Origin of the sequence: Amycolatopsis japonica, assembly GCF_000732925.1 — a bacterium.
Lineage (GTDB): Bacteria > Actinomycetota > Actinomycetes > Mycobacteriales > Pseudonocardiaceae > Amycolatopsis > Amycolatopsis japonica.
Genome location: NZ_CP008953.1, coordinates 4,998,879 through 5,017,856 on the forward strand (window position 1 = coordinate 4,998,879; position 18,978 = coordinate 5,017,856).

An 18,978-nucleotide genomic window follows, 5' to 3' on the forward strand; every position below is an offset into this window, starting at 1 on the left:
GAACATCGTCCACACGGCCATACTGATCCTCCGACGAGGATGGGTGCCGATGAACGAGAGAGCAACGTTCGGAGCGGAGTTGCGTCGCCGCCGTAAAGCGGCGGGCCTTTCGCTCACCGAACTCGCCGCCCGCACTCACTACAGCAAGGGTTACCTCAGTAAAGTCGAGACCGGGATTTCCGCGCCGAATCCAGCACTGGCGGAGTTGTGCGAAACGGAACTCGGCGCGGAAGGAGAGTTGAAACCGCTGCTGCCCGGCGAACCCGTGCGGCGCCGGACGCGGCCGGACGTCAGACCGTCCGGCCTGCCACCGGCGACCTCGTCCTTCACCGGCCGGGCGGCCGAACTGCGGGCGATCCGCGCGGCGCTCGAAGCCGACGGGGGTGTCTGCGTCGTGTCCGGCATGGGCGGTGTCGGCAAGACGGAACTCGCGGTGCGATGCGCGCACCGGCTGGAATCCGGATTCGCCGACGGCTGCCTGTTCGTCGACCTACGCGACGAAGCCGGTGAACCCGCCGCGGTGCACGACAGGCTGCTTCGCGTGCTCGGTGTCCCTGCGGACGGCATCCCGGCCGAACCCGCCGATCGCGCGGCGCTGTACCGATCGCGGCTTCGCGGCCGCAGTCTGCTTCTCGTACTCGACAACGCGGTGAGCGCGGCGCAGGTGCGTCCGTTGCTTCCCGCCGAACCGAAATGCCGCGTGCTGATCACATCGAGGTCCAGGCTGAGCGCGCTCGACGACGCCACGCACGTCTCTTTGGACATGCTCCCGCTCGACGCGGCGGTCGCCCTCTTCACCGCGATCACCGGCGTTCCCGCCGGACCCGCCGTCACCCGGGTGGTCCGGCGCTGCGCCCGGCTCCCCCTCGCGATCCGGATCGCCGCGGCGCGGCTTCGCGCGCATGCCGCGTGGGACGTCGCGGAACTCGACCGGCGGCTGGCGGACGAATCGGCCCGCCTCGGCGAGCTGGACGACGGCGAACGTTCGCTCGCCGCCGCGTTCCGGCTGTCCGTTCAGCAGTTGAGCACCGCCGAGGCGAGACTTTTCGGGCTGCTCACCGTCCACCCCGGAACCGACGTCGACGTCCATACCGCCAGCGCGTTGAGCGCGCTTCCGTTCCGGGAGGCCGATCGGCTGCTGGACCGTTTGCACGAAGCCCATCTGCTCACCCAACCGGACTCCGACCGATACGGATTCCACGACCTGTTGCGCGCGTTCGCCACCGAATTCGTGCTCACCGACGCGGAGGACGGCATGAAGGCCTTCAGCAGGCTCACCGATTTCGCGGTGCGGACCGCCGCGCTGGCCGACCGGGAAATCACCCCGCACCGCTACTTCCCGGAGATCGTCTTCGACCCCGGCGTCCCGGAACCGGCCAGGCTGGACGACAGCGAGATGGCGATGTCCTGGTTCCGCGCCGAATGGCCCGGCCTGGTGGCCCTGTGCCGGACGGCGGGCGAACGCGGCGAACACGAACGATGCTGGCAGCTCGCCTTCTTCCTGCGCGACTTCTTCTTCGTGGCCAAACTGTGGGACCCGTGGCTGGAGACGCACCGGTGGGCGCGCTCGTCCGCCGAAGCGCTCGGGGACACGTGGGCGCTGGCCACCACCACCGCCAACCTCGGGGTCGCGCACGTCGATCGCGGCGACCTGGACGAGGCTTCGGCGTACTACGGCGAAGCGCTCGCGCTGTTCCGGCGCATCGGTGACGGGCACGGCGAGACCACCACCCTCGCGCACAACGGCTGGGCCGAGCACTACCGGGGCAACCACGACGACGCCTTGCGGGATCTCCGGCAGGCGCACGCGTTCTACGTCCGTGACGGCAATCGCCGCAACGCCGCGATCACCGACCGCGGGATCGCGCTGGTGCTGACCGCGCTGGGGCGATCCGAAGACGCCGCCGCGATCGCCGGCCGGACGCTGGCCGTCTTCGACGAACTGGGGCTGGATCTCGACGCCGCCATGGCCCTCAATTGCCTGGGCTGGGCCTGGTACCACGCGGAACGCCACGATCTGGCCGCCTCGGCCTATCGTGCCGCCGCGGACCGGGCGGAGGCCTGCGGGAGCCGGTACGAAACCGCTCGCGCCTACACCGGGCTCGGCAATGTCGCGGCCGCTGAAGGCTCCGCCGAACTGGCGGCCGAACTGTGGAATCGAGCCGACGAGACCCACCCTGACCTCGATCGGGTGATGGTCGGCGAGGCTCGGGTACGGATGGGGTGACCGCTCAACCGGCGTAACGGGCCGCGAGGCTGCTACGGTTGGCCTGTCGCGGTTCAGACACCAGCCGCCGGGTCCCTTTTCCGGGTCCGGCATGCCCATGGGCAGCAGCCGGTCCCCCGTACCGGCAAGGAGTCAACTTGACCGACTACCGCGCTCCCGCTTCCGATCCGCCCCGTCCGACACGGAGATTCGTGTCCCCTCTCGACATCTCGATCACGGCCTCCGCCACCGACACGGTGGTCACCGTATCCGGCGAAATCGATCTCGGCGTCTCCGACGACCTGCGCAAGGCGCTGGACGAGGAGCTCCGGTTCAAGCCGTCGGTACTGATCGCCGACCTGTCCGCGGTCACCTTCTGTGATTCGTCCGGCTTCACCGTCTTCGTGCAGACCCGCGCGAAAGCCGAAGAAGCCGGCGTCCCGTTCATCCTGGTCACCCAGGAGCGGGCCCTGCTTCGCCCGATGTCGCTGCTCGGCCTCGACGCGGTCCTCACCGTGCACCCGACGCTCGATTCGGCACGGGACGTGCTCACGCACTGACCAGCTGTCATGATGGGCGGTTGTGACGGGTGACAAGGATCCAGGCTTCCGTATCGGCGGACGTCCCCTGGCGGAACGGCTGACCGAAGTCCTGCCTTCGCTCGCGAAGACGGTGCTCTCCGAGATCGTCCTGCGGATCCCGGAGTACGGCCTGCTGCCCGCCGAGGAACTCAGCGGCGACATCACCCACGTGATCGAGCAGAACCTGCGTTCCTTCATCGACACTCTGCGCACCGGCGCGACGCCGACTCAGCGGGAGCTCGACTTCCTCCGCGAATCGGCGGCCCGGCGCGCGGAGGAGGGCATCCCGATCGACGTCGTGCTCACCGCGTACCACATCGGCATCCAGGTGGTCTGGGCGTCGCTGACGCCGGACGCGCGGCCGGACGAGGTCGCCGACGTCCTGGCCGTCAACGCGCTGACTCTGCGTTATCTGGAGGTGGTCACGCCCGCGGTCGGCGCCGGCTACCTCGACGAACGCCGCACGATGTTCGACGACGAACGGTCGGCGCGGCACACGGTGCTCTCCGCGCTGCTCGACGGCGAACCCGCGGAAGTCGCGGCGGGACAGGCGGGCCTGCGGCTGCCGCCGTGCTACATCGTCCTCGCGGCGTCGGTCGGAGCGCATCCGGACGAGGAGGTCGACGGGGTCGACCCGCTGGTCGCCGGACGGCGGAAGCTCCGGCGGCTGCGGGTCGAACTGGAACGCCAGATCCGGGGCACCGTCCTGACTTCGCTCACGCCGGACGGCGGGCTCGCCTTGCTACCGCACGAAACCGCGGCCGACGAACTGTCCACACGGGACTGGGCGCGGCTGGAACGCGTGCTCGCCGACGTCGCCAGGACGGCGGGCGCCGAGGTCATCGCCGGGACCGCCGCGGCCGAGCCGTCCGGTGTGCCCGCCGCGGCGAAGCTCGCGCAGGACGTGCTCGCGGTCGCCACCGGAACCGGGCGGCCGCCCGGGCTGTACCGGCTCGACGACGTCCTGCTCGAATACCAGCTTTCGCGTCCGGGCCCGGCACTCGACCGGCTGGCCACCCGCCTGATGCCGCTGGACGGCAACGAGGAACTCCTGCAGACGCTGGAGACCTTCCTCAACCGGGGCGGGCGCCGTCAGACGGCCGCGGCCCTGCACGTCCACCCCAACACGGTCGACTACCGGCTGCGCCGGATCGCGGATCTCACCGGGCTGGATCCCACCCGGCTCGAACATATCGCGCTGCTGAACGCGGCCCTTGCGGCTCGCGCCGCCACCCGGCCCAAGGCCTTGTGACACGTCACAGCACGTGAAGGGTTTCGCTCTCGCACAGGCCGAGCAGGCGGCAGGCGGAACGGCACTCTCCGGCGAAGATGAAGAGATTCGTCCCTGTTTCGTCGGCGAGCAGCTGCGCGCGTTCGAGCGCCCGGATACCCGTCACTCCGAAGAACTCGAGCTCGGACAGGTTGACGATCACCGTCGTGCCGCTGCCGTGGAGTCGCTGGTCGAGCATCTCCCACAGGCGCGGAGCGGTTCCGAGGTCGACCTCGCCGTTCATCTTGACGACGGTGGTCCCCCTGGTCGGCCTGCTCACGTGCAGGCGGAGACGTCCCCGTGGTTCTTCGAGCGCCCGCCGTTCGGAGGACACTGAGAAGGCGCGCTTCTTGTCAAGCGCGCGGGGCGTCGACAGGGAAGTCATATGTGGAAGTACCCAGACATGCGGTGCGGCGAAACCGGCGGTCCGCTTGAAGACCCCGTAAAGCGGGTATCAGCAGCGCGTCGGAGGTGATGTCCCATGTCCGCTGAACAGACCGGCCAGGGGCCGGTGGTGATCGGTTTCGACGGCTCGCCCGAGGCCCGCCGCGCCGTCCGCTGGGCGGTCGCCGAGGCGAAGACCCGCGGCCTCGGCGTGGTCCTCGCGTACTGCACCCACGATCGGCTTCCCCCGCCCGGCTCGGACCCTGTCGCGACACCGCTGAACGAAGCGGTCCCCCAAGCCGCCGACGAGGCCGCGGAAGTGGAACCCGCCCGGCGGCAGCTCGCCTCGATGGCCGAAGCGCTGAAACGCTCCGACCCGGACCTCGATGTCCGCACGGTCGTGCGCGGAGGCGTTCCGGAGCAGGTCCTGACCTCGGTCGCCGACGAGACCGATGCGGCGATGATCGTGCTCGGCGAATCCCACGCGGGGTTGTTCACCAGGGCCGTCCTCGGCTCGACCGAATCCGGCGTCACCAAGACCGCCGGCCGTCCCGTCGTGGTCGTGCGCGGGGACGAGCCGCCACCCGGCGGGCCGGTGATCCTCGGCACCGACGGTTCGGAGCAGAGCTCGCAGGCGGCCGGGTTCGCCTTCGACTTCGCGTCCCGGCACGGGCTCACCGTGCACGCGGTGCATGTCGCGCGGATGCCGCTCTGGGGCCCCGCGAGCGAGCCGCTGCTCGGCGGGCCGGTCCTGGATCCGGCGCCCGGTATTCCCCAGGAGGTGGCCGACGAACTCGTCGCGCGGCAGCTCAAGCCGTGGCGGGAGCGCTATCCGGACGTCGCCGTGGAGACGGTGCACGGGGTGGGGCCCGCCGCGCAGGCGTTGACCGTGCAATCCAGTGAGGCCGCGCTGCTGGTGCTCGGCCGCAGCGATCACGGCGATCTCCGGCGTCTGCTGCTGGGTTCGGTCAGCGACGACGCGCTGCATCACGCGCATTGCCCGGTGGCGGTGGTCCGGGCCCAGCCGGTCGGCTGAGCCCGGCGTCTCACGAAGAAGCGAGTTCTCCGAGCGTGCGTCGCGAAACGCGGAGTTCCGCGGCCATCAGGAGGCCGCCCGTGCGGGCCTGGGCGAGGGCGTAACCGACGTCGGCGACCTTGTCCCAGGCCTCGGCCGCCGTGTCGCCCGCGCCGACCTGGCCTGCCAGCAGGCATTCTTCGAGCTGGCCCTGCAGACCGGGCAGGACCTGGACGAGGTCGTCGGCGAGTTGCTGCAACGCCCCGATGGTCCGGCACAGGTCCGCGGGCGAAGCGGATTCGCCCGCCCGCAGGCTGCTGTGCAGGTGGCGCACGACTGATCCGGCCTGTGCGGCCAGCAGATACGGAGGCTCCTGCGACTTCGGACTCATTGCCCTGAAATACCCCGTCCACGACCTGCGAAAACAAGTTTGTGCCCAGCGGGCCGGGGGTATCAGCGGTTGTGAACAACGACGTACTCACCTTCGGGGTCGAGGAAGAGTTCTTCGTGGTGGACCGGACCGGTCACCTTTCCCCGGCGGGCGACGCCGTCGTGGACGCCGCGGACGAAGATGAGGGCGAACTCCAGCAGGAGCTCACCCGCTCCCAGGCCGAATCGGCCACCGGTATCTGCACGACCCGCGACGAGGCCGAGCGGCAGCTGACGATCCTGCGGACCAACCTGGCCGAAGCCGCCGCACGGCGGGGCCGCCGCCTGCTGCCCAGTGGCAGCGCACCGCTCACGGAAACGGCTTTGCCCGCCATCACCCCGAATCCGCGTTACGAGCGGATGTCCGAACATTTCGGGGCGACCGCGCGGACGTCGCACACCTGCGGCTGTCACGTGCACATCGCCGTCCCGGACCGGGAAACCGGGATCCGGGTGATCGACCGCGTGCGGCCGTTCCTGCCCGCGCTGCTGACCGTGACCGCCAATTCCGCGATCTGCGACGGATACGACACGGGGTACGCCAGCTGGCGTTACCAGCAATGGAACCGCTGGCCCTCGGCGGGCGCGCCGCCGCGGTTCGGCTCGCTGGACCACTACGAAAGCATCGTCGATGCCTGGCTACGGGCGGGCGCCATCCTCGATCGCGCGATGGTCTATTGGGACGTAAGGCTTTCCGAGAAACAGCCGACAGTGGAGTTCCGGCTCGGCGACGTCGCGGCCACCGTCGGCGACGCGGTCCTCTACGGGGTGCTGATCCGCGGCCTGGTCGGCACGATCCTCGCTTCGGAGGAACGCCCCTCGAAGCTGTCCAACGAGGTTCTTCGCGCGCAGATCTGGCGGGCGTCGCGGGAAGGACTCTCCGGGCGCTGCCCGCATTTCCGGACCGGCGATCTCGCCCCGGCGAGCGATGTGCTCGACGACGTCGTCACGTTCGCGTCGGGAGCGTTGGCTGAAACCGGTGATCTCGACTTCGTCCGCGATGGGTGTGCGCGGCTGGCCGCCGAGGGCGGCGGGGCCGATCGGCAACGGGCGCGGTTCGAGAAGCGTGGTGTGGCGGACGACGTCGTGGACCTGCTCGCCGTCCGGTCAACCTGACGGCGTTCAGGGTTCCAGGCAGGTGAGCGCTTGGGTAGCGAGCCGTCGAACCTCGCTCCAGCCACTGTCACCGAACCAGGCCGCGTCCGAACTCGTAGGACCTTGGCGATCCGACACGGCGACGACCGCAGCCACGACCTCGCGAATCGCGTCGCCTTCATGGCCGTCACGGAGGATCGTCCCGATTGACGTGGCCGGATCCACCACGTCCCACGGTGTGTCGTCCACCAACCAATGGACGGCGTTGGCGAGGTCCGGCCACCGGGTGTCCCGGCCCGCGCCGTCCAGCACTGGAGGCTCTGCTGCGAGAACCCTGAGCGCGGCGAGCACATCCTCACGCCGTTCGGGCCATTCGACATCCATGTGCCCATGGTGTCAGGTCGACCCCTCCCCGTGTTCGAAGACCGAACTCGCGTGATTGAAAGCGGAACTCGCGTGATCGGGGCCGGATCACCCGAGTTCCGGCGGGCGGCGCAACGGACCCCAGTCCGCGTCGTGCCGCGCCCGGTCCCGCAGCAGATCCCGGGCCTCCCCGAGCACCGCGGTGGAGATCCTGCCGACCGGTTCGGGGTCGGTCAGCAGCGGCTCGTTGTCCGGACCCGATCCCACGATCCGGCCCGCCAGCACCCACGGCTTGGTCTCACGACGACGTTCGTGGCTGAGGTGGCAGTAGTCGTAGAGCCTCCGGGCCAGCCAGAGTTCGAGCGGCTGATCCCGCCACCAGGGTTCGGGATCGAGGGGGTTCACCGAAAGCCCCGGCAGTTCCACACCGGTGAGTTCGTCCCGGCTCGTGCCGGGGCGATGCTCGGGAGTCGGCGCCCACCGCACGTACAGTCCTTCCCGCCTCCTGACCAGCGCGGCGAGATCCCCCAGTGACTCCAACCGTTCCATCGAGCACTCCAGCCAGGAAGTGGACACGGTGACCGGCGCGCCGGCGTCCCTGCTCCGCCGGGGCTGCCCACGCCGGTCCACCTCACGGCCGGTGGACGTACAACCTCGCTACGCCGGCCGTTGTCTTCCGGTTACCCACTCGTCACGCGTCTACACCGATTTCACGAGCGATCGATCCACGAGATGAGCGATCTCCTCCAGCACCAGCTTCGCTTCCGGGATCGAGGCCAGCATCCACGCGTGGATCATGCCCTCGTACTCGTGATAGCTCAGCGGCACGCCTTGCTCGGTGCACAGCGTGTGAATACGCCGGGCGTCGGCGAGCAGGACGTCCTTGGTTCCGATGTAGACGGTCAGCGCCCCGAGCCCGGAAAGATCACCGGATAGCGGGCTGAGGCGGGGATCGGTGCGGGGCAATCGTCCACTGTAGAGCCTCGCCGCCTCCTTCAGGCCGGTGAGCGCGAGGTACGGGTCGCGCTCGTCCAGGGCGGGTTGCGCCGGATGGCTCATGGTCAGGTCCAGCCACGGCGACAGCAGGACGGTCTCCTTCGGTACCGGCCTGCCTTCGTCCCGCAACGCCTTGGTGAGCGCCAGCGCGATGCCCGCGCCGGCGGAATCCCCCATCACGATCCGGTCCTCCGGCTCGGTAGCAGCGGCGAACCCGTCGTAGGCGCGGCGGACGAACGCAATGGTCTCCGGGCATTGATGGTCCGGGGCCAGCGGGTAGATCGGCACGGTGACCGAGCAGCCGGTGCGGTCGATCAGCCGCCCGAAGAACCGCCAGTGGTCGTGCTGGATCTGGTGCACGTAAGCACCACCGTGGAAGTACAGCACGTGCTTGGCGGCCCCACCACGGCGCGGGCGGATCGTGTAGCAGGGCCGTCCGTCCACTTCGGACCGCTCGACGGCGAACCGGCGCCGGATCGAGCGGATCGGCCCTCGGTCGCCCTTCGCCTGGCTGCTTTCGATGCTCCGGCGGAATCGGTCGAGCTCGGCATACGTGCGCTTCCGTTTGGTGAGGCGCAGCCAGGCGAGCAGCGATTTCGCCGTGAGACTCGTCTTAGACCTGATCACGGGGAACCGTCCGATGCCAGTTGCGGGAAAACGTCCGTCGCTCGCCTTCGAAGGCGTCGAGTTGCGCGTCGATCACGAACTCGGTGGGAGTGCACGAAACCCGGGTCCGCGTCTCGGACCTCGCGGACCAGTCCCCGCGGGCGAACGTCATCGACCACGCCGTCTCCGCCACCGGGGAACAGAAGTCGTCGGCCACCCACGAGTACCGCTCGAAGACGTTTCTCGTGACGTCGAGATCGATGTCCTCGAACCGGACCTTGCCCTCGTTCTTCACGATGTCGAGCGCGGAGCGGTAGTCGATCAGGTCGCGGGAGACGGTCCAGCGCTGCTCGCCGGGTTCGACCTGGGTCGCCGGCAGTGGTTCCGCGCCTTCGGGTTCACCGAACGGCCGAGCCGGGACCTCGTCCGCTTCGGCCATCGGCCGCACCGGCAGCGTCAGCGTGCTCTGTCCGGTGTGGACGGTCACCCTCGCCGGTTCCGGCGGCGGCCACGCCAGCGGCCAGTACGACGACGAGATCGACAACCGGATCCGGTGCCCGGCGGGGAAAGCCTGCGCGACGGCGTTGAGCTCGACGCGCACGCGGTATCGCGTACCCGGTTCGAGCGGCTCCGGGTCGTCGTGCCCGTCCCGGTGGGTCAGGTTCAGCAGGCCGTAGGTCACTCGCGTCGCCCTGCCGTCCGGCGCGACGTCGGACAGCCGGACGGCGACCTGCGCGACCGGCTTGTCCGCCGAGACCTCCAGATCCACCACCGGCGATCCGAGGATCTCGCACGGCTCGGCGAGCTCGTCGGTGTCGAAGACGAGCGAGCCGCCGTCCTCTTCTCGCTGGTCGTACGGCAGATCCGGCGGAGCGCTGTAGGAAGCCCATTTACCGGCGAACTGGCCGACCGAAAGCGGCGATTCCACCGGCAGGTCCTCCGCCGGGACCTCCTCGCCGGGCCGTGCGATCCGGTGCCGCGCGAGCCGATGCTCCGACGGACGCACATGCGGCGAAGGCCAGGACGGCTCCCCGACCCAGCGGCCGGGGCGATCTTCGTACGAGGTCGACGGCGGCACGCTGTCCTGCATCCAGGTCTGCAGCATCGGCCCGTCCATGACGCCGTTTTCGACGTCCTTCAGCCAGTGGTCCCACCAGCGGACCAGTTCCTGCAGGTAGCCGATGGCGGGGCCGGGCCGTCCGAGATGCGGGTACTTGTGCGACCACGGCCCGATCAGCCCGCGCCGCGGCACGTCGAGATTGGCCAGCAGCCGCGAGACCGCGTTCGAGTACCCGTCCGCCCAGCCGCTGGACGCGAGGACCGGCAGCTGGACGTCGCTGTAGTTCTCGCAGACCGAAGCGTGCCGCCAGTATTCGTCGCGCCGCTGGTGGCTCAGCCATTCGCCCACCCAGAGACCGCAGTTCTCCAGGCGTTCGTGCCACAGGTCGCGCCACCGCTCCCCCGCCAACGCGGGATCGGGCGGCAACGTGGCGTAGGCGAACATCGTGGACGCTTCGGCGACATTGTCCGAGAGCAGGCAGCCGCCCATGTAGTGCATGTCGTCGGAGTACCGGTCGTCGGTGAACGACGAGATCGCGATCGCGGTCAGGCTCGGCGGTTTGCGCGCGGCCACCTGCAAGGCGGCGAACCCGCCCCAGGAGATGCCCATCATGCCGGTCCGGCCGGAACACCATGGCTGCGCGGCGATCCATTCGAGGACGTCTTCGGCGTCGAGTTGCTCCCGTTCGAGGTACTCGTCGGCGAGGACTCCCTCCGACTCCCCCGAACCGCGGATGTCGACGCGGACGCACGCGTAACCGTGCCCAGCGAGGTACGGATGGTGCACCGAATCCCGCACCGACGTCAGATCACGGTGCCGATAAGGGATGTACTCCAGGATCGCCGGAACCGGCTCGCCGTCCGAAGCGACCGGCCGCCAGATCCGGGCCGACAGCCGGACGCCGTCGGAAACCGGGATCCAGACATGGTCCTCCTCGGTGATCTCGTACGGCAGCGAAGCCACCGTCCGCATGGGCTATCCCTCCTCGAAGTCGAACCGCAGCGCCTCGGTGCACCGGCGGTACTTGCTCTCCATCTCCCGTTCGGTCTGCGCCGCCACGAAGATGTGCGCGAGTTCGTAGCTGTAGCTGTCCTGTTCGGGCAGATCGGACAGCCTGGTGTCCTTCTCGGCCACCAGTTCGATCTTCACCCCGGGGATCTCCGCCTCCAGGTCGGCGATCTCGGCGCGGGTGGGCACCCGGGTGACCAGCGCGTCGCGGAAACGGCGGTAGTACCACTTGCCCGCGATCCGGTAGTCGCCCCGGTTCCGTCGCGCACCGGGATCCTGTCCCAGGCCCAGCCGGACCATGATCTGGTGGTTCGCCACCCCGTCCACGTACTCGAACAGTTCCGCGTGCGACTGCGAATGCCGCGGGTTGATCTCCAGCAGGCAGGCCTGCCCGGATTCGGGATGACAGAAGAACTCGATACTGAACGTCGCGTTGTCGAAGCCGATCTGCTCCATCACGCGGACGGAGATCTCCTTCATCCGCTCGACGGCGTCCACGGGCAGCTGCGACGGGTACTGGTGCCGCAGGAAGGACGTCGAATCGGGGTAGTTGATCGAATCCAGCACCCCGTAGACCGTGACCTGTCCTTTGTAGACATAGCCTTCGGTCGCGGCCTGCACGCCGTTGAGCTCTCCTTCGGCGAGGCACGCGGCCCCACCGGCGTTCGCCACCTCTTCGGGGAGGTCGACCGTGGCCAGCACGCGCTCGAAGGGTTTGCCGACCCTGTCGACACCCGCCCGGATCTCGGCGACCGCCTTGTCGAACTCGTCGTCGTCGGCGACGTGGAAGGCAAGCTCCGAGGAGAACGACTTCACCGGTTTGAGCCACATGGGGTAGTCGACGCCCTCGGGCGGTCGCGGGTCGTCCTCGTCCAGATCGACGATGCCGAACGACGGCACCTCGTCGATCACCTTCGCCTGTTCGAGGCGGCTCCAGTACTTGTGCTCGCATTTCAGCACGGCTTCGAGGGAGACTCCCGGAAGCCCGTACTTCTCGCACAGCATCGCCACCATCGTCGAGGACGGGAAGTCCCAATAGCTGACGATCGCGTCGATCGGCTCGGAGAAGGCGTCCAAATGCGCCTCCGCCTTCTCCACCAGCTCGACGATCGGGATCTCGCCGTGCTGCAGCTCCTCCGGTGAGAGCAACGCGTGGAAGCGGTACCGGTCGGCGCCGGGGATTCGTCTCAGCACCTCGTCGTTCGCGTCGTCGAGACCGATGACGAAGATGTTCTTTTCCTCTGGGGGCCTGGAGGATGTGGTCATAGGCCAGGCCTACCCGCTCGAGTGGGCCGGAAAACCAGGGTTTGCCCGCTCCGCCCCGAGGGAATCCGGGCCGCATGACGGAGTTGCCCGGAACGCGTTCATTGTGGCTCGACACGGCTCCCGCTCCCGATCGCACCGGCACGCCGTTGCCGCCACAGGTCGACGTCGCGGTCCTCGGCGGCGGCATCGCCGGGCTCACCACGGCGTACCGGCTGGCGAGGGCCGGGCGTTCGGTCCTCGTGCTGGAGGCCGGCCGTTGTCGCCGCCGGGGTCTCCGGCCACACCACCGCCAAGATCAGCGCCCAGCACGGGCTCAAGTACGCCACGCTGGCCAAGACCAAGGGCACCGAAGCCGCCGCGATGTACGCGTACACGCAAGCGGCCGCCCTCGACTGGATCGCGGCGGCCACGGCCGAACTCGGCATCGACTGCGGGTTCACCCGCTCCGACAGCTTCGTTTACACGACCATGCCCGAGACCGTCGAAAGCCTCGAACGGGAGGCGGAAGCGGCCGCCGAAGCGGGTCTTCCGGCCTCCTACGTCACCGAGGTCGACCTCGACGTGCCCGCCCTCGGCGCGGTCAAGTTCGCGTCGCAGGCGCATTTCCATCCGCGCCGCTGGCTGCTCGCGCTGGCCGCCGAAATCGAACGCGCGGGCGGGACGATCGTCGAAGGGGTACGCGCGGAAGGTCTCGACGAACTCGGCGGGACCAAAGTGCGCACGAGCTCGGGTGACGTGCGCGCCGGTGAGGTCGTGGTCGCGACCCATTACCCCGTGTTCGACCGCGGCCTGTTCTTCGCCCGGCTCGATCCGGTCCGCGATCTGGTGGTCGCCGGACCCGTCGCGGGAAATCACCCACCCGAGGGGATGTACCTCGACGCCGACACCCACCACTCCGTCCGGAGCTACCTCAACGACGGTGTGCCGTACGCGGTCGTGGGCGGCGAGCATTACCGGGTCGGTGACTCCGTCGACGTCGAGAGCCGCTACGAACGGCTGGCCACGTGGGCGCGCGAGCACGCCGGCGTGCACCGGGTCACCCACCGGTGGTCCGCGCACGATCTGTCCACTTTGGACTCCGTGCCCTATGTCGGGCGCTACCACCCGGCCAGCCGTCACCTCTGGGTCGCCACCGGCTTCGGCCAGTGGGGCATGACGGGCGGCACCGCGGCCGGGCTGCTGCTCGCGGATCTGCTGACCGGACGCGACAATCCGTCGGCGGGCCTGTACGACCCGAACCGCTTCGACCTCCGGTCGGCGATTTCGACCGTGGAGAACAACGCCACCGTGGCGAAATTCCTGGTGGGCGACCATCTCAGCGCGTTGCGCAAACCCGCTTCCCTCGACGAACTCGTGCCCGGCGAGGCGAAGGTGACCCGGGACGGCGGCGAACTCGTCGCCGCCTACCGCGATCCGGGTGGCGAGCTGCACGCCGTCGGCGCCCACTGCACCCATCTCGGCTGCCTCGTCGCGTTCAACAACGCGGAGAAGACCTGGGACTGCCCGTGCCACGGTTCGCGGTTCGGGCTGGACGGGTCGGTGATCCAGGGACCGGCCGTGCGCGCGCTACCGAAGAAGCGGGAGCGGTGATGACCGGGATCGGCATCGAAGAAGAGTTCCTGCTGGTGGATCCCAGAACCGGGGTGAGCTGCCCCCGGGCCGAGGCGGTGCTCGAACGGCACCGGATCTGCTGTCCGCTGCCGGACGGCGCGGCGGTCCACCGGGAACTGCGGCCGACCCAGATCGAGGCCGCCACCGGCGTCTGCGACACGGCCGACGAGTTGTACGAGCACCTGACCGCGGGGCGCCGCACGCTCGCCGAGGCGGCCGCGGGCGAGGACTGCGCCATCATCGCCGCCGGCACTCCCCCGCGTCCCTCGCCCGACCGCGACCACGACGCCGTCGACCGGTTCGGCAAGGTCGACGCGCTGTACGCCGGGGTGGTCAAGGCCTACGAGGCCTGCGGATGCCATGTGCACGTCGGCGTGCCCGACCGGGAGACCGCGGTCGCCGTGGTGAACCATCTGGGTGAATGGCTGCCCACCCTGCTGGCGTTGTCGGGCAACTCGCCCTTCGAAGGCGGCCGCGACACCGGTTACGAGAGCTGGCGGATGGTGGAGCAGAGCCGGTTCCCCGGCTCGGGTATCGCCCCGTACTTCGTCGACGCCGCCGCTTACGAGGAACAGGTCGGGAAGCTGGTGGACTGCGGGGTCCTGGTGGACGAGAACCAGACCTTCTGGCTCGCGAGGCCGTCGGCGCGGTGGCCGACCGTCGAGGTCCGCGCCGCCGACACCGCGTCCACCGTGGACGAAGCCGTATTGCAGGGACTGCTGACCCGGGCACTGGTGCGCACCGCCCTCGCCGACCTGGACCACGGTGTGGAGGCCGTGCCACTGGATCCGCAGATCGCCGCCGCGGCCGTGTGGTCGGCCGCGCGTCACGGGCTTTCGGGCCCCGCCGTCGACCCGGTGGCGGGAAAGCCGGTCCCGGCGGGCGACCGGGTCGCCGCGCTGCTGTCGCGTACCCGCCAGGCGTTGGAGGACACGGGCGACGCGGACCTCGTCCGCACCCTGCTCGGCCGGCTGGAACGGGAGGGCACCGGCGCCGAACGGCAGCGCCGGGCCGCCGCCGACGGAGAGATCGCGGTGTTGCGGATGCTGACCGAAGAGACGGTTCCGCACGCCTAGATCGGGTACTCGCGCGACATGACGACGATCGACCGTGACGTGGCCGCGAGGCTGCCTGAAATCCGCGGCCCGCTTTCGGCGGCCGTGGTGGACACCCTGGCGGGCGGACGCCGAGACGATTTCGACCCCGACGTGGCGACCGGCGCCGACCCGTTCGGTGAAGACCTCCAGCTGGCGCTGCACGTCTGCTACGAACTCCACTACCAGGGCTTCGACGGCGTCGACTCGGAGTGGGAGTGGGACTCGCGGCTGCTCGCCTTCCGGTCCGTTCTGGAGCACGTGTTCCTCGACGGCATCCGCGCCGCCGTGCCCGGTGGGGACGACGTCGGCGGGCTGCTGGACGAGTTGCTCGTCGAACCCGTCGAAGGCGGCGGCGTTTCCCACTTCCTGCGTGACGAGGGCGAATGGTGGCACGTCGAGGAGTACTTCGCGCAGCGGTCGATCTACCACTTGAAGGAGGCCGATCCCCACGCGTGGGTGATCCCGCGCCTGCGGGGCAGGGCCAAGGCCGCGCTGGTCGCCGTGGAGTTCGACGAGTTCGGCGGCGGGCGGGCCGATCAGGCGCATTCCCGGCTGTTCGGGGATCTGCTGACCGCCGCCGGCCTGTCGGACGGCTACCTCGCCTACCTCGATCACGTCCCCGCCTGCACACTCGCGACGGTGAACATGATGTCGCTGTTCGGCCTGCACCGGGGCCTGCGTGGCGCGCTCGTCGGCCATTTCGCCGCCGCCGAGATCACCACCGCGCCCGCCGCCCGGCGTATGGACCAGGCGTTGGAACGTCTTGGCGCGGCACCGGAATGCCGCTACTTCTATACCGAGCACATCGAGGCCGACGCGGTGCACGAACAGGTGCTGCGGCACGACGTCGTCGGCGATCTGCTCGACCGCGAACCCGAGCTCGCGGCGGATGTCGCGCTGGGCATCCAGGCCACCGACCTGCTGGAAACCCGGCTGACCGAGCACCTGCTCGGTGCTTGGTCAGCCGGGGAGACCTCACTCCTCAGGCCGCTGCATCCCCTGCCGTGACCGGCGGCGATGGCTCGTGTCGCAGAACGGGTAACGCTTGCTGCGGCGGCAGGCGCAGAGGGCGACCACGAAGCGATCCGAGGTCACCGTCTCGCCGTCGTCCGTGACGATCTCGACCGGCCCCTCCACCAGGAGGGGCCCGCCGGATTCGATCCGGACCCTGGTCCTACGGCCGGTCGGCACGGATCACCACCAGATCCTCGTGACACTGCTCGGCCTCGATCAGGCCCGCCGCTTCGAGGAAGGCCGCCCGTGCCCGCATGACCGGCCCGAAGGGGATCGATCGGGTGGCGACCACCGACGGTGTCAACCCCGCCGCCCGCAACTGCGTCAATGACGTGTCGGGGCCGGAGACCGCGGAGTGGACCATCATCAGGTAGCCGCCCGGCGCCACCAATTCGGCCGCCTGGGCACAGACCTGGTCGAGCACGATCCGGCCGTCCGGCCCCGCGTCCCACGCCCGTGCGGCGCCGGTGGCGGGCACCGGCGAGGGAACGTACGGCGGGTTCGCCAGCACGACGTCGAACGGGCCACCGCTCGCCGCCTCGGCCAAGCCGCCACGAAGCGGCCGGACCGGGAGGCCGCGTAGCCGCGCGTTGACCCATACGGCGGCCAGCGCCCGCCGGGAGATGTCCACGGCGGTCACCGATCTCGCGCCGTGCGCCGCGGCCGTCAGCGCGAGGGCTCCGGTGCCGGTGCAGAGGTCGAGGACTTTCGCTTCGCGGGGCATCCCCGACGCGCTCAACGCGCTCGCCAGCAACCACGTGTCGTGTTGCGGGCGGTAGACCCCCGGCGGCCGCAGCAGCCATGGCCGCGCCGGGGCGAGTGGAATCGTTGCTGCCTGGGAGATCGCGGTCATGTCCCCTCCGGTTCGCCGTAGTTGCCCACGGCTACCCCGGTCGTATGGCGCGAAACGTCCACAATGGTCGGCCCGGTCGTGAGTGGCGTTTCGGGTTCTAACCCGAAACGCCACTCACGACCAACTGGACCGCTCATCGGTTCCGGTTCCTTGCCCCGCTTGAGGTACGTGAAGGCCCCCTTCATTGCGCTAGACGCAGTGAAGGGGGCCTTCACATACAGCTGGTGTGACGGCTAGGGCGAGTGGGGTGCCCCGCAAGTCCGTGAAGGCCTCCTTGAGGGACTCTGGGTCCCTCAAGGAGGCCTTCACGGACCGCACTCGCGTGATTCAAGCCGTAACTCACGTGATCAGCGGCGGAACACCGAGTGGAGCCTCCAGTCACGCGAGTTCCGTGCCTGATCACGCGAGTCACGCCTTCACCCATCACTAGAACGCGAGAAAGCGGGTAATCGCGAGGAAACCGAACGAAGGAGACCCTCATGGACACCGGACCCGCCAAGGGCGATTCCACCGACAGCGAGAAACTGGACCAGGAAGACCACGAAGAGACCCGCGGCGAACAGGGCACGTCGTCCGGCGACCCGCACGACGACACCGACCCGCAGTCCGGTGAATGAAGCGCGCCGCCGAACGCGTTTCGCGGCCGCACCACGGGGTACCCGATCGGCTCGCGGCGAAACGGAGGCTTTCCGATGAACCTACGTACGACGGGCTTCCTTCTGCGACCGGTGGTGCTGGTCATCGCGCTGGTCCACCTCGTCCTGGGTGTGCTCGGCTTCTTCTTCCTCCCCGAGGCGAACGAGGTCGGCGAAAACACGCTGTGGATCTTCAGCGCGACGGGCATGCTCGACGTCATCCGCACCGTGATCGGCGTCGTCGGCCTGGTCGCCGTGGCCAAACCGTCCGCGATCCCGGCCTACAGCTGGCTGGTCTTCGTCGCGTTCACGGGTTTGACCGCTTTCGGTGTTCTCTCGGCGGGGACCGATTCCGCCGGTGACGCCGTCAACCTCAACTGGGCCGACAACGTCCTGCACGGGGTGACCGCCCTCGTGGCGCTCGTGGTGGGCGTCGCGTCCACTCGCGTTTCCCAGCGGAAGCAAAGTAAGACAACGGAAAACGTTTAGTCCGTCCACAACGGGCAACTTGGCGGGTATGACGAAATCGGCCCCGCTCCGGATTCTCCTGTGGCACGTGCACGGTTCCTGGACCGAGGCCTTCGTCCGAAGTGGCCACCACTGTTTCCTGCCGCTCCTCGACGAAGGCGGACCGTGGGGTCGCGGACTCAGCGGCCGTGACTGGCCCTCCGCCCAAGAGGTTCCCGTCGACGAACTGAAGGATCTCGACGTCGATGTCGTGATCCTTCAGCGGGCCGAGGAGATCCACTTGTCGGCGCGGTGGCTGCGCCGCCGTCCCGGCAAGGAAGTGCCCGCCGTCTACGTCGAGCACAACACGCCCCGGGAGCACGCCGCCACCACGCGGCATCCGCTGGCCGAGCGCGACGACATCCCGCTGGTCCACGTGACCCATTTCAACGAACTGATGTGGGACTCCGGCCTCGCGCCCACGGTGGTCGTGCCGCACGGGATCCCCGATCCCGGCGAGCGGTACACCGGGGAACTGCCCCACGGCGCGGCCCTGATCAACGAACCCGCGCGACGGGGACGGATCACCGGAACCGATCTGCTCCCCGCCTTCGCGGAGATCGCGCCGGTCGACGTGTACGGGATCGGCGCGGAAGAACTCGACGGACGACACCCCGCGGTACGTCCCGGCGGCGATCTGCGGAGCCGGGAGCTGTACGACGAAGTGGCCCGGCGCCGCGTCTACCTCCACACCGCGAGGTGGACGTCGCTGGGCCTTTCGCTGCTCGAAGCGATGCATCTGGGCATGCCGGTCGTGGCACTGGCGACCACCGAAGCGGTACTCGCGGTCCCGCCGGACGCCGGCGCCGTCTCGACGGACGTCAAGGCGCTGGCGAAGGCGTACCGCGAGCTCATCCACGAACCCGATTTCGCCGTGCTGGCAGGAAAAACCGCGCGAGAGTTCGCGTTGAGCCACTACGGGCTCGACGCGTTCCTCAGCCGCTGGGACGCCCTGCTGGCCGAAGTGACCGCTTGATTCCGC

General features: G+C 69.3%; 20 protein-coding genes and 1 pseudogene. 12 read left to right on the top strand and 9 right to left on the bottom strand.

What is annotated here, in order from left to right; translation table 11 throughout:
• The first annotated feature begins 49 nt into the window (after window positions 1-49).
• From AJAP_RS22985 to AJAP_RS22995, 3 genes are all read left to right on the top strand, one after another.
• Window positions 50-2,227 carry an ATP-binding protein gene (locus AJAP_RS22985; protein WP_051972837.1) on the top strand — a complete coding sequence of 726 codons (2,178 nt, stop codon included), beginning with the start codon at window positions 50-52 and terminating at the stop codon, window positions 2,225-2,227.
• A gap of 191 nt (window positions 2,228-2,418) precedes the next feature.
• A complete protein-coding gene (locus AJAP_RS22990) occupies window positions 2,419-2,766 on the top strand; it encodes an STAS domain-containing protein (protein WP_063777632.1) in 348 nt (115 codons plus the stop codon).
• A gap of 22 nt (window positions 2,767-2,788) precedes the next feature.
• The gene (locus tag AJAP_RS22995) at window positions 2,789-4,039 is read left to right on the top strand and encodes a PucR family transcriptional regulator (RefSeq protein WP_038515148.1); all 1,251 of its coding nucleotides are present in this window, start codon (window positions 2,789-2,791) and stop codon (window positions 4,037-4,039) included.
• Window positions 4,040-4,043: 4 nt separating this feature from the next.
• Here the strand turns inward: AJAP_RS22995 and AJAP_RS23000 are convergent, their stop codons facing one another.
• Complete coding sequence (locus AJAP_RS23000) at window positions 4,044-4,391, bottom strand: STAS domain-containing protein (RefSeq protein WP_228694566.1); 348 nt, start codon at window positions 4,389-4,391, stop codon at window positions 4,044-4,046.
• 147 nt (window positions 4,392-4,538) lie between these two features.
• On the opposite strand from AJAP_RS23000, the gene AJAP_RS23005 reads away from it, so the two are divergent.
• Window positions 4,539-5,477, top strand: coding sequence for a universal stress protein (locus AJAP_RS23005; RefSeq protein ID WP_038515150.1), 939 nt, complete (start codon window positions 4,539-4,541; stop codon window positions 5,475-5,477).
• 10 nt (window positions 5,478-5,487) lie between these two features.
• Here the strand turns inward: AJAP_RS23005 and AJAP_RS23010 are convergent, their stop codons facing one another.
• Window positions 5,488-5,847, bottom strand: coding sequence for a hypothetical protein (locus tag AJAP_RS23010; protein WP_038515152.1), 360 nt, complete (start codon window positions 5,845-5,847; stop codon window positions 5,488-5,490).
• A 71-nt stretch (window positions 5,848-5,918) separates the two neighbouring features.
• Between AJAP_RS23010 and AJAP_RS23015 the strand changes: the two genes are divergently transcribed.
• The gene (locus AJAP_RS23015; protein WP_038515153.1) at window positions 5,919-7,001 is read left to right on the top strand and encodes a carboxylate-amine ligase; all 1,083 of its coding nucleotides are present in this window, start codon (window positions 5,919-5,921) and stop codon (window positions 6,999-7,001) included.
• A gap of 6 nt (window positions 7,002-7,007) precedes the next feature.
• On the opposite strand, the gene AJAP_RS23020 is transcribed toward AJAP_RS23015, so the two are convergent.
• From AJAP_RS23020 to AJAP_RS23040, 5 genes are all read right to left on the bottom strand, one after another.
• Complete coding sequence (locus AJAP_RS23020; RefSeq protein ID WP_051972567.1) at window positions 7,008-7,364, bottom strand: SCO4402 family protein; 357 nt, start codon at window positions 7,362-7,364, stop codon at window positions 7,008-7,010.
• A gap of 87 nt (window positions 7,365-7,451) precedes the next feature.
• Window positions 7,452-7,892, bottom strand: coding sequence for a DUF6098 family protein (locus AJAP_RS23025; RefSeq protein WP_038515155.1), 441 nt, complete (start codon window positions 7,890-7,892; stop codon window positions 7,452-7,454).
• Window positions 7,893-8,042: 150 nt separating this feature from the next.
• Window positions 8,043-8,966 (bottom strand): alpha/beta hydrolase, encoded by a 924-nt coding sequence (locus AJAP_RS23030; protein WP_038515157.1) that lies wholly within the window; start codon window positions 8,964-8,966, stop codon window positions 8,043-8,045.
• Window positions 8,953-10,977: a CocE/NonD family hydrolase gene (locus AJAP_RS23035; protein WP_038515159.1), complete on the bottom strand. Its 2,025-nt coding sequence runs from the start codon at window positions 10,975-10,977 to the stop codon at window positions 8,953-8,955. Before AJAP_RS23035 ends, AJAP_RS23030 begins: the two co-directional genes overlap by 14 nt.
• Before the next feature lie 3 nt (window positions 10,978-10,980).
• The gene (locus AJAP_RS23040; RefSeq protein ID WP_038515161.1) at window positions 10,981-12,279 is read right to left on the bottom strand and encodes an ATP-grasp domain-containing protein; all 1,299 of its coding nucleotides are present in this window, start codon (window positions 12,277-12,279) and stop codon (window positions 10,981-10,983) included.
• A 74-nt stretch (window positions 12,280-12,353) separates the two neighbouring features.
• Between AJAP_RS23040 and AJAP_RS45355 the strand changes: the two are divergent.
• From AJAP_RS45355 to AJAP_RS23055, 4 genes and pseudogenes are all read left to right on the top strand, one after another.
• Window positions 12,354-12,494 (top strand): annotated as a pseudogene (locus tag AJAP_RS45355) (hypothetical protein); the annotation flags it as partial.
• Between the two features lie 79 nt (window positions 12,495-12,573).
• A complete protein-coding gene (locus AJAP_RS23045; RefSeq protein ID WP_407639407.1) occupies window positions 12,574-13,869 on the top strand; it encodes an FAD-dependent oxidoreductase in 1,296 nt (431 codons plus the stop codon).
• Window positions 13,869-14,966 (top strand): carboxylate-amine ligase, encoded by a 1,098-nt coding sequence (locus AJAP_RS23050; protein ID WP_038515162.1) that lies wholly within the window; start codon window positions 13,869-13,871, stop codon window positions 14,964-14,966. Before AJAP_RS23045 ends, AJAP_RS23050 begins: the two co-directional genes overlap by 1 nt.
• Before the next feature lie 18 nt (window positions 14,967-14,984).
• Window positions 14,985-15,995, top strand: coding sequence for an iron-containing redox enzyme family protein (locus AJAP_RS23055; RefSeq protein ID WP_038515164.1), 1,011 nt, complete (start codon window positions 14,985-14,987; stop codon window positions 15,993-15,995).
• Here the strand turns inward: AJAP_RS23055 and AJAP_RS23060 are convergent.
• Together AJAP_RS23060 and AJAP_RS23065 are read right to left on the bottom strand one after the other, a co-directional pair.
• On the bottom strand, window positions 15,963-16,178 hold the full coding sequence (locus AJAP_RS23060; RefSeq protein WP_038515167.1) for a CDGSH iron-sulfur domain-containing protein: 216 nt from the start codon (window positions 16,176-16,178) through the stop codon (window positions 15,963-15,965). The genes AJAP_RS23055 and AJAP_RS23060 overlap by 33 nt on opposite strands.
• On the bottom strand, window positions 16,162-16,854 hold the full coding sequence (locus AJAP_RS23065; protein ID WP_051972568.1) for a methyltransferase: 693 nt from the start codon (window positions 16,852-16,854) through the stop codon (window positions 16,162-16,164). The genes AJAP_RS23060 and AJAP_RS23065 overlap by 17 nt, the downstream gene beginning before the upstream one ends.
• Before the next feature lie 479 nt (window positions 16,855-17,333).
• Here AJAP_RS23065 and AJAP_RS44395 point away from each other — a divergent pair, with 479 nt between their 5' ends.
• The 3 genes from AJAP_RS44395 to AJAP_RS23075 all read left to right on the top strand — a co-directional run bounded on the left by AJAP_RS44395 (window position 17,334) and on the right by AJAP_RS23075 (window position 18,972).
• The gene (locus AJAP_RS44395; protein WP_167551715.1) at window positions 17,334-17,471 is read left to right on the top strand and encodes a hypothetical protein; all 138 of its coding nucleotides are present in this window, start codon (window positions 17,334-17,336) and stop codon (window positions 17,469-17,471) included.
• Between the two features lie 75 nt (window positions 17,472-17,546).
• The gene (locus AJAP_RS23070; protein WP_038515168.1) at window positions 17,547-17,978 is read left to right on the top strand and encodes a DUF4383 domain-containing protein; all 432 of its coding nucleotides are present in this window, start codon (window positions 17,547-17,549) and stop codon (window positions 17,976-17,978) included.
• Window positions 17,979-18,006: 28 nt separating this feature from the next.
• Window positions 18,007-18,972, top strand: a complete 966-nt coding sequence (locus AJAP_RS23075; RefSeq protein ID WP_038515170.1) for a glycosyltransferase — start codon at window positions 18,007-18,009, stop codon at window positions 18,970-18,972.
• The last annotated feature ends 6 nt before the right edge of the window (window positions 18,973-18,978 follow it).